The organism is Mycobacterium gordonae, assembly GCF_001417955.2.
GTDB lineage: Bacteria > Actinomycetota > Actinomycetes > Mycobacteriales > Mycobacteriaceae > Mycobacterium > Mycobacterium gordonae_B.
In genome coordinates this window covers 21,727-34,188 of the sequence record NZ_LKTM01000113.1, presented here as the reverse complement: position 1 = coordinate 34,188, position 12,462 = coordinate 21,727, and the positions used below count along the sequence as shown (strand labels likewise).

The 12,462-nt window shown below is 67.5% G+C and carries 10 protein-coding genes; 7 read left to right on the top strand and 3 right to left on the bottom strand.

Going from position 1 to position 12,462, the window contains the following annotated elements:
• Nucleotides 1-72 precede the first annotated feature (72 nt).
• The 7 genes from AO501_RS12160 to AO501_RS12130 all read left to right on the top strand — a co-directional run bounded on the left by AO501_RS12160 (nucleotide 73) and on the right by AO501_RS12130 (nucleotide 7,532).
• A complete protein-coding gene (locus tag AO501_RS12160; RefSeq protein WP_055577966.1) occupies nucleotides 73-1,686 on the top strand; it encodes a PucR family transcriptional regulator in 1,614 nt (537 codons plus the stop codon).
• Nucleotides 1,687-1,739: 53 nt separating this feature from the next.
• The gene (locus tag AO501_RS12155; protein ID WP_231752459.1) at nucleotides 1,740-2,141 is read left to right on the top strand and encodes a DUF4190 domain-containing protein; all 402 of its coding nucleotides are present in this window, start codon (nucleotides 1,740-1,742) and stop codon (nucleotides 2,139-2,141) included.
• 64 nt (nucleotides 2,142-2,205) lie between these two features.
• The gene (gene stf0, locus AO501_RS12150; RefSeq protein ID WP_055577964.1) at nucleotides 2,206-3,009 is read left to right on the top strand and encodes a trehalose 2-sulfotransferase; all 804 of its coding nucleotides are present in this window, start codon (nucleotides 2,206-2,208) and stop codon (nucleotides 3,007-3,009) included.
• Nucleotides 3,010-3,058: 49 nt separating this feature from the next.
• The gene (cysD, locus tag AO501_RS12145) at nucleotides 3,059-3,976 is read left to right on the top strand and encodes a sulfate adenylyltransferase subunit CysD (RefSeq protein ID WP_055577963.1); all 918 of its coding nucleotides are present in this window, start codon (nucleotides 3,059-3,061) and stop codon (nucleotides 3,974-3,976) included.
• A complete protein-coding gene (gene cysC / locus AO501_RS12140; protein WP_055577962.1) occupies nucleotides 3,976-5,883 on the top strand; it encodes an adenylyl-sulfate kinase in 1,908 nt (635 codons plus the stop codon). Before cysD ends, cysC begins: the two co-directional genes overlap by 1 nt.
• Nucleotides 5,884-6,052: 169 nt before the next feature.
• Complete coding sequence (locus tag AO501_RS12135; RefSeq protein ID WP_055578009.1) at nucleotides 6,053-7,162, top strand: YeiH family protein; 1,110 nt, start codon at nucleotides 6,053-6,055, stop codon at nucleotides 7,160-7,162.
• Nucleotides 7,163-7,241: 79 nt separating this feature from the next.
• A complete protein-coding gene (locus AO501_RS12130) occupies nucleotides 7,242-7,532 on the top strand; it encodes a CDGP domain-containing protein (RefSeq protein ID WP_055577961.1) in 291 nt (96 codons plus the stop codon).
• Between the two features lie 12 nt (nucleotides 7,533-7,544).
• Here the strand turns inward: AO501_RS12130 and AO501_RS12125 are convergent, their stop codons facing one another.
• The 3 genes from AO501_RS12125 to dapC form a co-directional block, all read right to left on the bottom strand.
• Nucleotides 7,545-8,810, bottom strand: coding sequence for an alpha/beta hydrolase (locus AO501_RS12125; RefSeq protein WP_055577960.1), 1,266 nt, complete (start codon nucleotides 8,808-8,810; stop codon nucleotides 7,545-7,547).
• Nucleotides 8,811-8,889: 79 nt separating this feature from the next.
• Complete coding sequence (locus AO501_RS12120) at nucleotides 8,890-11,283, bottom strand: APC family permease (protein WP_055577959.1); 2,394 nt, start codon at nucleotides 11,281-11,283, stop codon at nucleotides 8,890-8,892.
• Nucleotides 11,284-11,358: 75 nt separating this feature from the next.
• Nucleotides 11,359-12,444, bottom strand: coding sequence for a succinyldiaminopimelate transaminase (dapC, locus tag AO501_RS12115; RefSeq protein WP_055577958.1), 1,086 nt, complete (start codon nucleotides 12,442-12,444; stop codon nucleotides 11,359-11,361).
• Nucleotides 12,445-12,462 lie beyond the last annotated feature (18 nt).

The window sequence follows — 12,462 nt, the reverse complement described above, 5'->3', positions numbered from 1 at the left end:
TCCCCGGGCGGGCGCACCGATCGGTTGGCTGATCAGACAAGATATAGCGATTAAGCTAGTAGAATCCGACAAATGGCGGGGATCGCGCTCGGTCAGCTACTTCTCGCGCTGGACGCCACCATGGTCAGCCTGGTGCAGGCGCCCCGCGGCCTGGATCTCCCCGTGGCATCAGCCGCGATGATCGACACCGATGACGTCCGGCTGGGCCTGGCACGGGCCGCCGGTTCGGCCGACGTGTTCTTCTTCGTCGGGGTGACCGACGACGACGCGGTGCGCTGGATCGGCAACCAGGTCAGCGTGCCGGTGGCGATCTTCGTCAAGCACCCCTCCGATGAGCTGGTGGCCAAGGCCGCCAGAGTCGGTGCCGCCGTGGTGGCCGTCGAACCCCAGGCCCGGTGGGAGCGGATCTATCAGCTGGTCAACCACGTCCTGGAGCACCACGGGGACCGTGCCGACCCGCACGAGGACTCCGGCACCGACCTGTTCGGTCTGGCCCAGTCCCTGGCCGACCGCATCCACGGCATGGTCAGCATCGAGGACGCCCAGTCCCATGTACTGGCCTACTCGGCCTCCAGCGACGAGGCCGATGAGTTGCGGCGGCTTTCGATCCTGGGCCGCGCCGGGCCACCGGAGCACCTGCAATGGATCGGCCAGTGGGGCATCTTCGACGAGCTGCGATCCGGTGGCGACGTGGTGCGCGTCAAAGCACGGCCCGAGCTGGGATTGCGCCCGCGGCTGGCCATCGGCATCCATCGATCGCGCCCGCCCACCTTCGCGGGGACCATCTGGGTGCAGCAGGGTTCGCAGCCACTGGCCGAGGACGCCGAGGAGATGTTGCGGGGCGCCGCGGTGCTGGCCGCCAGGATCATGGCCCGGCTGGCGGCCCGGCCGGCCCCGCATGTCCGGCAGGTGCAGCAACTCCTCGGACTGGGTCAGGGCGACCCGGGCGACGTATCCGAGCACGCGCGCGACCTCGGGTTGCCGATCGACGGAATCGGCGCGGTGATCGGTTGGGACACCATCAGCGGCAGTGACCGTCAGGCCCGGCTTGCCGACGTTGTCGCGTTGAGCGCCAGTGCTTTTCGGCGGGACGCGCAGGTGGCGTCGAACGGTTCCCGCATCTACGCCTTGCTTCCGCGGATCTCGAAGACCCGGTCGGTCGCCTCATGGGTGCGCGGCACGATCGGTGCGCTTCGCACCGAGTTGAACGTCGAATTGCGGGCGGCCATCGCGGCGCCGGTCCATGGTCTGGCCGCCGTGGCCGCTGCTCGTGCCGAGGTGGACCGGGTGCTGGACAGCGCCGAGCGTCACCCGGTCTCATTCGGCCGGGTGACCTCGCTGGCCGAGGCGCGCACCACGGTGCTGCTCGACGAGATCGTCACCCTGATCGGGGCCGACGAGCGGCTGGTCGACCCGCGAATACGTCAGCTCAACGCACAGGATCCGGTGCTGGCGGAGACGCTGCACGCCTACCTGGACTGCTTCGGCGACATCGCCGCCGCAGCGAGTTGGCTGCAGGTACATCCCAACACGGTCCGCTACCGGGTACGGCGAATCGAACAGCTGATGTCCACCTCCCTGGCCGATCCTGATGTGCGCCTGGTCTTTTCGTTAGGCCTCCGGGCCATCGAGCGGCCGGGCCAGCCCGCGGGCGGGAGAGTATTCCGAGATCGGCACGCGGAGTAGAGTTTGAGGCGCTGCACCAGTGCACGCTGGCTGCGAACCGTGTGGAGGTCCCCGTGACGGAACAACCGCCCAACTTTCCGCCACCGGGATATCCACCACCGGTGCCGGGCGGTTACGGCGCATACGGCTATCCCCCGCCGCCCTATGTGGCGCCGAGGACGAACGCACTGGCAATCGCGTCGTTCGTCGCCGCGATCGCGGGATTCTTCACCTGTGGCCTGGGAAGTATCCTCGGCCTGATATTCGGCGTGGTGGGGCTCGGCCAGGTCAGGCGGACCGGTGAAGGCGGTCGCGGTCTCGCGATTGCCGGCCTCGTGGTCAGTACCCTGACATTGGCTTTCCTGGTCGCCGCGTTCATCTTCGGGTCGACCCACCGGCACGACCGCGATGAGGACAATTACAGTTCCCTGCGCCCGTCGGTCAGCACCGAAGCGTGGCCCACAGCGGCGCAATAGTTAACATCACGCTGAAGGTAACCGCAAGTGTTGCACCACATTTCCGTGCGGTTAGGCTTCGTGGGTGGCCGATCATCCGTCGTCGTATCTGGTGCTGGCATCCCAGCGCAGCGGCAGCACCCTGCTGGTCGAATCGCTGCGTGCGACCGGTGTGGCCGGCGAGCCCCAAGAGTTCTTCCAATACCTGCCTACCACCAGCCAGTCCCCGCAACCGCGTGAGTGGTTCGCCGGCGTCGAGGACGAGTCGATCCTGAAGCTGTTGGACCCGCTGGACGAGGGCAAGCCCGACCTCGCGCCGGCCGAGATCTGGCGTGACTACATCCGCACCGTCGGCCGCACACCCAACGGGGTGTGGGGCGGCAAGCTGATGTGGAATCAGACCCCGCTGCTGCTGGACCGGGTCTCGGGTCTCAAAGAGCGGTCCGGCGAAGGACTGCTGGCCGCGATCCGGGACGTGGTCGGCGAGGATCCGCTGCTGATCCATATCCACCGGCCCGACGTGGTGTCGCAGGCCGTGTCGTTCTGGCGGGCGGTGCAGACCCGGGTGTGGCGAGGTAGGCCGGACCCGGTGCGCGACGCACGAGCCACCTACCACGCCGGCGCCATCGCGCACGTGGTGAGAATGCTGCAGGCGCAGGAGGAGGGCTGGAAGGCCTGGTTCGCCGAAGAGAACGTCAAACCTATCGAGATCTCATATCCGGTGCTGTGGCGCAATCTGACTGAAGTGGTTGGCGACATCCTCGAGCAACTCGGCCTGGACCGGCGACTGGCACCCGAGCCGGTGCTGCAACGCCAGGCCGACCAGCGCTCCGACGAGTGGGTGGACCGCTACCGGGCGGACGCCGAAAGAGAGGGACTGCCAACGTGACCCGAGCCGACGACGACGCAGAACGAAGTGATGAGAAAGAGCGGCTCCGATGACCCGAGCGATAGACACCACTCACGTCGACGAACTGCGCCTACTCGAAGCCGAGGCGGTGCACATCATCCGCGAAGTCGTCGCCGAGCTGGAGCGACCGGTCCTGCTCTTCTCGGCCGGCAAAGACTCGATCGTCCTACTTCGATTGGCGGAAAAGGCTTTTCGGCCGCTGCCGCTGCCCTTCCCGGTGATGCACGTGGACACCGGGCACAACTTCCCCGAGGTGATCGAGTTCCGCGACCGCAGGGTGACCGGACAGGGGCACAAGCTGATCGTCGCGTCGGTGCAGGAGTCCATCGATAAGGGCCGCGTGCCCGACCCCGGGCCGACCGCCTCGCGCAACCGCGCCCAGACCCGCACGCTGCTCGACGCGCTCGAAGAGGGCGGTTTCGACGCGGCTTTCGGCGGCGCCCGCCGCGATGAGGAACGCGCCCGCGCCAAGGAGCGGATACTGAGCTTCCGCGACGAGTTCGGCCAGTGGGATCCGCGGGCCCAGCGCCCCGAGCCCTGGACCCTCTACAACGGCCGGATCAAGAAGGGCGAGCAGGTCCGGGTGTTCCCATTGAGCAACTGGACCGAGCTCGACGTCTGGCGTTACATCGAGCTGGAAAACCTTGAGATACCGTCGATCTACTACGCCCATGAACGCGAGGTGTTCCAGCGGGACGGCATTCTGCTGGCGGTGTCGGAGTATGCCAGCCCGCAGGACGGCGAAACGGCCGCGGTGGAGTGGGTGCGCTACCGCACCGTCGGCGACCTGACCATCACCGGGGCGGTGCGTTCGGAGGCCACCGACATCACCCGCGTCATCAGCGAGATCTCGGCGGCCACGGTGTCCGAGCGCGGCGAGACCCGCGCCGACGACCGCACGTCGGCCGCCGCGATGGAAGACCGCAAGCGAGAGGGATACTTCTGATGACCGTCGAGGATCAGCTCGCACCGACCAAAGGTGTTACGCGCCAATTGCTGCGCATCGCCACCGCGGGATCGGTGGACGACGGCAAGAGCACGTTGATCGGCAGGCTGCTGCACGACACCGACAGCCTGCCACTGGATCACCTGGAGGCGGTCACCGACGAGGAGGGCATCGCCGACCTCGCGGCGCTGTCCGACGGTCTGCGAGCCGAGCGCGAGCAGGGCATCACCATCGACGTCGCCTACCGCTTCTTCTCCACCGAGAAGCGCAGCTACATCCTGGCCGACACCCCCGGCCACGAGCGCTACACCCGCAACATGTTCACGGGTGCCTCCAACGCGCACGTGGCGATCTTGCTGGTCGACGCGCGCGCCGGCGTGCTGCGTCAGACCCGCAGACATGCGCGCATCGCAAAACTGCTGGGCATCAAGCACTTCGTCGCCGCGGTGAACAAGATCGACCTCATCGACTTCGACCAGGACGGTTTCGCCAAAGTCGAGGAAGAACTGGGCCACGTCGCGGCGCGGCTCGGCGAGGTCGACCTGACGGTGATCCCGCTGGCCGCCAAGCTCGGCGACAACGTCGTACATCGCTCGGAGAACACGACGTGGTACACCGGGCCCACCCTGCTGGAGTATCTGGAGAACGTCGAACTGGTGGCCCCGCAGGCCGAGGCGTCGTGGCTGCGGCTGCCCGTGCAGTGGGTGTCGCGGCCCACCGCGGAGGTGCGCCGCCGCTACACCGGCCGGCTCGCCGCGGGGACGCTGAGCGTCGGCGACCCGGTGATCTCGCTGCCGGCCGGCACCCGCTCCACCGTGATCGCCCTGGACACCCTCGACGACGACCGAACGACAGCCGTTGCACCGCTTTCGGTTTCGATCGAGCTCGCCGACGATATCGATGTGGGCCGGGGTGACGTCTTCATCAGCGGGGCCGAAGACGCGGTGCCCCCGGTGCTGGCTCGTGAGCTTGACGCGATCGTGTGCTGGTTCGTCGATTCCCCGCTGCGGGCCGGGGACCGCCTGGCCCTCAAGCAGACCACCAAGAGCGTGCGGGCGACCGTGCAGGAGTTGCACTCGCGACTCGACCCGGAGACACTCGACGAGCTTGACGGTCCAGTTGAGTTGGTACTCAACGACATCGGCACAGTGACGCTGCGCACCAGCTCGGTCATCATCGCCGATCCCTACGACGAGAACCGGGACAGCGGCGCCTTCATCCTGATCGACGAGACCACCAACGACACCGTCGGCGCCGGGACCATCGTCGAGGCGCGCGAGGTCAAGCCGGGTAGCCATCAGCGCACCGACATCCGTTGGCACCCCTCGGCTCTGGACCGCAAGCACCGCTGGACCGCCACCGGCCAGCCGGGCGCGACGATCTGGTTCACCGGCCTGCCGGCATCGGGCAAATCGACCGTCGCGGTGGCCGTCGAGCGCGCACTGGTCGAATCGGGCCGGGTGGCCTACCTGCTCGACGGCGACAACCTGCGCCACGGCCTGTCCGACGACCTCGGCTTCTCCCCCGGCGACCGGACCGAGAACATCAGGCGGGTAGGACATTTGACGCGACTGTTGGCTGACGCCGGCGTGGTGGCGCTGGCATCGCTGGTGTCGCCGCTGAAGTCCGACCGCGAGACCGCCCGTGCCCTCAGCGAAGCGGCCAAACTTCCGTTCCTGGAAGTGCATGTCGCCACCTCGCTGTCCGAGTGCGAAAAACGGGACCCCAAAGGCCTGTACGCGCGGGCCCGCAGCGGCGAACTCAAGGGCCTGACCGGAGTCGATGCGCCCTACGAGCCGCCGGAGAATCCCGACCTGGTGCTGGACACCACCAACGCCGATATCGACGAACTGGCCGCTCAGGTCATCAGCCTGCTCAACGAGGTGAGTCCCCGGCCGCCGCGGTAGCACTGAAACTCATCGCGATCCGATCACTTGGTCGACGGGCGTTGCCGCGCAAGAATTCCGGCATGAGCAAGGCCGGCAGCTGGCGGAGGCTTTCAGCCGATTGGTGGGCCACCCTGGTGGCCGGTATCGTCGCGGTGCTCGCGGTCGCCGACGTGCTTCCCCGGATTCCCTGGTGACTCGCGTCGAATCCGAGGAGAGGTCAGCCGGCGTCGCCGGCACCCGTCCGCTCGACTACATCCCTGGGCTACTGCTGCTGATCGCCGTCGGCGTGCTGGGCAAGTACGCCCAGATCTGGTGGAACGCATTGGCCCGGCACCAGCACTGGACCGTGCCGGACATCGAATATGTGTTGTGGGCCATCCTGATCGGACTGCTGATCGCCAACACCATCGGATTGCATCCGGTCTTCCGCCCCGGCGTGGCGACCTACGAATTCTGGCTCAAGATCGGCATTGTCTTGCTCGGCTCCCGCTTCGTGCTCGGGGACATCGCCAAGCTGGGCGGCGCCAGCCTGGTTCAGATCCTGGTCGACATGCTGGTGGCGGGAACGATCATTCTGGCCGCGGCCCGCGCCTTCGGACTGTCCGGCAAGCTGGGATCATTGCTCGCGATCGGCACCTCGATCTGCGGGGTGTCGGCCATCGTGGCCGCCAGAGGCGCGATCCGGGCCCGCAATTCCGACGTCAGCTATGCCATCGCCGCCATCCTGGCGCTCGGTGCCGTGGCCCTGTTCACCCTCCCGCCACTCGGGCACGCCATCGGGCTCACCGACAACGAATTCGGCTTGTGGGCCGGTCTTTCGGTGGACAACACCGCCGAGACCACGGCCACCGGGTACCTGTATTCCGACCACGCCGGAAAGATCGCCGTCCTGGTCAAGTCCACCCGCAACGCGCTGATCGGATTCGTGGTGCTGGGTTTCGCGCTGTTCTGGGCAGCGCGCGGTGAGGCCGACCAGATCGCCCCGGGCGTGTCGGCCAAGGCGGCGTTCATCTGGGACAAGTTCCCGAAGTTCGTCCTGGGCTTCCTGGCTGTGTCGGCGGTCGCGACGCTGGGCTGGCTGAGCAAGGGCCAGACGGCGAACCTGGCAAACGCCTCGAAGTGGGCGTTCCTGCTCACCTTCGCCGGCGTCGGGCTCAACACCGACATCCGGCAGATCACCCGGACCGGTTGGCGCCCACTGGTTGTCGCCGTGATCGGTCTGACGGTCGTAGCCTCGGTCTCGCTGGGGCTGGTGCTGTTCACCTCGCGCGTGCTGCATTGGGGCGTAGGCGGCTAGCACACACAATCCCCAGAAACCGCCTCATCAGCGGTAACGTCGGTGGTAACCAACCGGGCCGTCGACGGGAGAAACCATGATGAGGTACGGCATCGTCGGAGGACTGGCGGTCATGCTGATGGCCGGGGGCCTGATCGCTTCGGCCCCGCCGGCCAGCGCCGGCTGCCTGTACGGCGGCCCCTATCTCAGCAAGTGCGACGGACCCGTCCAGCCCGACGGCACCTGGCAACGGTGCGTGGCAACCACCCGCCTGGTTCCGAACGGAGCCAGTTCGTATCTGGTGCCGGACAAGCGCTGCGACACGATGGGCCCGGGCCAGAATTCCGGCGACTTCGCCTTCACCGACCCACCGATGCACATCGACGGCTGACAGGTCGCGTAGCTAGCCGACTCGCCGTCCGTCACGGGACACCCCCACCCGGTCGCGGGCGTAGACCTCGGCCAGGAACTGCTCCACGGCCACCGCGGTGTGCGCGGCCCGGGCCGAACCGAAAATGTCGAAAGCGTGCTGCGCCCGGGGCAACTCGGCATACACCACCGGGTTGCGGCTGACCTCCCGCAGGCGCTTGGTGAAACTGCGCGCCTGCTCAACCGGGATCAGCGAGTCGTTGGTGCCGTGCAGCACGAAGAACGGCGGCGCATCCTCGGAGACGTGGGTGATCGGCGAGGCGAGACGGAAGGGCTCGGCAATCTCGTTGCGGCTCAGCTTGAATACCCGCTTACCCATCATGGCCGGCATCATCGGGTGCACCGCGTCGTCCCGGGTGAAGTCGTAGAACCCGTAGAACGGGATCGCCGCCTGCACCCGCGTGTCCGCCTCTTCGAAGCCGATCTGGAACCGCGGCTCATTGGGCGTCAGTGCCGCAAGGGAAGACAGGTGACCCCCGGCCGACCCGCCGGTGATCGCAATCCAGTCCGGATCGCCGCCGTACTCCGCGATGTTCTGCTTCGTCCAGGCGATCGCCCGCTTGACGTCGACGATCTGGTCGGGCCAGGTCGAGCGCGGGCTGAGCCGGTAGTTGACCGACACACAGATCCAGCCGAGCTCCGCGAGATGGCTCATCAGCGGGTGTGCCTGCCCGCGCTTGTTGCCGACCATCCAGGCCCCGCCATGGACCTGCAACAGCACCGGGGCCGGTTCGCCGCGGTCGAGGTCAGGACGCCGCCAGATGTCGAGGTGGTTGCGCGAACCGAATTCTCCGTAGCTGATATCGACGTCGTGGGCGTAGTGGCGCCAGACGCGCAGCATGCGGGCCGGACCGGGTTTCTTGGCGGTGGCGCCGTCGGAGGCCGGCCGCTTCCACAGGTCGCCCGCCTCGGTGCGCCGGTCGGGTCCCAATCCTTCGTCCAGCGCCGACGTCAGCACCTCGTCCGCCGACCGCCCGCTGCGGTGCAGCCCGAGTAGCCCCAGCCCGGATATCGTCGCCAGCAGCCAGCTGACCAGGCGCGTGCGGGGCGGCACCCGGGGTGTTACCGCGGCAAGCGCGGCAAATTGCGCGGCGAGCGCCGGCACAGGAAGCTCGGTCGCGAAAAGGCCGTAACCGAACGCATGTCCTGCCAGGTAGCCGCGCTTGCTGACCGGGCGGTAGCCGTTCACGGCGAACAGCACACCAGCCAGAGACACGATTACCGCCGCAATTCGCTTCATCGACTTCCCCTCCCGTCGACCTCGGCCGTCGCCGGCCCGATACTCCTTAACCAACCTAACTGCCCGCCGTGTACCCCTCTCAACCAGTTTCCCCCGCCTCGCCGGCGCCGCCGGCGTCGTGTGTCTCCTGCGGCTGCTGCAGCACCTCATAGGCGGGGTCGACCATGGTGATCGGCCGGTTCCCGGTCTGCCGGGCCTTGCCGGTGATGCGCAGCACCTGCCCGGGCTGAATGTCGGCGCCCCCGTGACCGGAACGGAACGTGACGGTGAGATCTCCGGTGTCATCTCCGAGCACGATCCGCCGTACGGTGCGCCGGCGTTCGTTGACGTCCTCGACCTCGCGGACCCGGCCTTCGATGGAGGCCCGTTGCCCGGGTATCAGTCCGGCCACCGTGATCACCGATTCGGGCCGCTCGGGGTGCTCGTAAGCCTCGACGTTGCGGTCCTCGCCCTGGGAGACCCAGGCTTCGATCTTGTCGAGCCGTCGCGCGATCCGCTGCTCGAAGCGGTCGGGGTAGGCCTCCTTGATCCGGGATTCGACGTCGTAGGGGACGATGGTGGCCGCGGCATCGGGGATGAGACTCACCGCGCGGGCGATCTTGTCCGCGGTGCGGTCGTGCAGCAGCCGTCCCAGCAGCGGCGCGTAGGTCCGGCGCGGCAGCAGCACCGTCACGTTGGTGTCCGGATGCTCCTTGCTCGTTTTGGCGACCAGCAGCTGGGCGGCCCGGTTGATCCGCCGATCCGGGCAGTCCACGATGCGCAGCCGCGTGTCGAGACCGAACTCATCCCAGCGCTTTCGAAGGTGTGCGGCGTGGGCCGCGTCGACCATGAAGTGCACCGCGATCAACTCGTCGGCCCGTAATCCCTTGCCGTAGCGCAGTCCTTCGATCACCGCGAGGTCGACCGAGTTCACGAAGATGTACACCCGGTGCCGGGCATACCTCACCATTTCCGGGCGATCGGCGCGGAACATCTCGAGAATGGCTGCCTCAGCCCGGTATTCGCGGTTGAGCCGGATCAGCATGAACACCAGCAGCGGAAAGACCACGACCACCAGCCAGGCGCCTTCGGTGAATTTGGCCACCGCGAAGATGCCCACCACGATCGTCGACAGGATGCCCGCCGAGAGGTTGATCGCCAGCCGGTGCCGCCAGCCCGGTTCCCGGTGTGTCAGGTGATGTTTGGTCATCCCATAACCGGCCATGGAGAAACCGGTGAACACGCCTATCGCATAGAACGGCACCAGCGCGCTGACCGAACCGCCGGTGGTCACCAAGAGCACCACCGACAGCGCGGTGAGCGCGATGATGCCGTTGGAGAACACCAGGCGATGCCCACGCTTCATCAATTGCCTTGGCAGAAAACGATCTTCGGCCACGAAACTGGCCAGCGCGGGGAAGCCGTTGAAGCTGGTGTTGGCGCCCGTGTACAGAATTGCCGCGGTGGACGCCTGCACCAGGAAGAAGAAGACGTTCCCGATGACGCCGTTGCCGAAGACCGCACGACCGATCTGGGACAGCACCGAGGGATATTCGGTCAGGTACGGCGTGGCGTGGGTGGCGTACGCGAGATACGCGACACCGGCCAACAGGAAACCGAGGATGCACGCCATCGCGGTCAGCACTCGGCGCGCGTTGCGGCCCTGCGGTTTCTGGAACAGATCAACGGTGTTGGAAATGGCCTCCACGCCCGTCAGCGACGAACCGCCGTTGGCGAAGGCACGCAACAACACCAGAATCGTCGCGCCCATCACCAGGCCGTTGCCCTGATGCACCGGCACCGTCCCGGGCAGTTGCCCGGGGTCGTACACCGGCAAACCCCAGAACAGGTGGCGGACAACGCCGACCACGATGGTGCTGGCGACCATGACGATGAAGAAATAGGTCGCCGCCGCGAAAGGCGTTCCGGCTTCCCGCATTCCGCGCAGGTTCAGATAGCAGATCAGGATCACCACGCCGACCGTGATCTCCAGGCTGTACGGTCCCAGCGCGGGAAGCGCCGAGACCACGGCCACCGTTCCGGCCGCCGACTGCACCGCCACGGTCACCACATAGTCGATCAACAGCGCCGCCGCGGCGATCTGCGCGACCCGGGGCCCGAAGTTGTCGCGCGCCACGATGTAGGAGCCGCCCGCCCGGGTGTAGGCCATCACCACCTGTCGGTAGGACGCCGCAACCAACAGGAGGATCAGCAGGATGACCCCGGTCACGGGCAGCAACAGCGCGAACGCCGCCAGCCCGGCGTTGGGCAGCAATTCGATCAGGATCTGTTCCGGGCCGTAGGCGGTCGACGAGATGGCGTCCGGTGACAGGGCACCGAGGGCCACGCCGTTGGATAACCGCTCGCCGGCCAGCTGCTCGGTGATCAACGGCTTGCCCAGAAACACCCGTTTGAGGACATCGCCGAGGGTCAGCGGGATCCGCAACCTGCTCACCGACTTGCCCGCCGGACTCGCCAACCTGCACCCCCTCATCACTGGCGAGCAGACACAAAATCGCACAAATACGGCGCAATTGACGCGATTTCGCGTCTGCTCGCGGTAAGAAGGCTAGCTCAGGCGGGCGGCGGCGGCGTTGATTCGCTCGTCGGTGGCGGTCAGCGCGACGCGGACGTGCCGGGCGCCGCCGGGGCCGTAGAAATCACCGGGCGCCACCAGGATGCCGCGTTCGGCGAGCCACCCGACGGTGTCCCGGCAGCCCTGGCCACGGCTGGCCCACAAATACAGACCCGCCTCCGAATGATCCACCGAGAATCCGGCGGCCAGCAGCGCCGGCAGCAGCACGGCGCGGCGTTGCGCATACCGTTCCCGCTGCACCTTCTCGTGCTCGTCGTCGTCGAGTGCGGCCACCATGGCGGCCTGCACCGGGGTCGGCACGATCATCCCGGCGTGCTTGCGCACGGCCAGCAGTTCGGCGACCAGATCGCTGTCCCCGGCGACGAAGCCCGCCCGATAACCCGCCAGCGAGGAGCTCTTCGACAGCGAATGGATGGCCAGCAACCCGGTGTGATCGCCTTCGCACACCGAGGGGTGCAGTACTGAGAGCGGCTCGGCCTCCCAGGCCAACCCCAGATAGCACTCGTCGGAGGCCACCAGCACGCCCCGCTCGCGAGCCCAATCCACCACCTTGCGCAGGTGGTCGAGGCCCAGGACGCGGCCCGTGGGATTGCTCGGCGAATTGAGGTAGATCAGCGCCGGGGACTGGGGGCCGAGCTGGGTCAGCGAATCCGCCCGCACGATCTGTGTCCCGGCGAGTCGCGCACCCACGTCGTAGGTGGGATAAGCCAGTTCCGGCACGACGACGACGTCGGCGCCGCCCAGCCCCAGCAGGGTCGGCAACCAGGCGATCAATTCCTTGGTGCCGATCACCGGAAGAACCGCCGCCTCGGAGAGGCCGGTGACGCCGAATCGGCGGGCCAGTGCCGCGACGGCAGACTCGCGCAACGGCGTGGTCCCCGCGGTGGCGGGGTAGCCCGGCGCCGAACTGGCCGCCGCCAGGGCTTCCCGGATCAGCGGCGCGACCGGGTCCACCGGGGTGCCCACCGACAGGTCGACGATGCCGTCCGGATGGGACGCGGCCATGGCTTTGGCCGCGGCCAGAGTGTCCCACGGAAACTCCGGCAGCGTCGCCGACACCCGGCGTTGCTGTGGCGC

Coding starts and splice junctions, on each gene's coding strand:
- AO501_RS12125 (WP_055577960.1), bottom strand. CDS start 8,810: ATGAAGCGAATTGCGGCGGTAATCGTGTCTCTGGCTGGTGTGCTGTTC.
- AO501_RS12160 (WP_055577966.1), top strand. CDS start 73: ATGGCGGGGATCGCGCTCGGTCAGCTACTTCTCGCGCTGGACGCCACC.
- cysD (WP_055577963.1), top strand. CDS start 3,059: ATGACCCGAGCGATAGACACCACTCACGTCGACGAACTGCGCCTACTC.
- AO501_RS12120 (WP_055577959.1), bottom strand. CDS start 11,283: ATGAGGGGGTGCAGGTTGGCGAGTCCGGCGGGCAAGTCGGTGAGCAGG.
- cysC (WP_055577962.1), top strand. CDS start 3,976: ATGACCGTCGAGGATCAGCTCGCACCGACCAAAGGTGTTACGCGCCAA.
- AO501_RS12130 (WP_055577961.1), top strand. CDS start 7,242: ATGAGGTACGGCATCGTCGGAGGACTGGCGGTCATGCTGATGGCCGGG.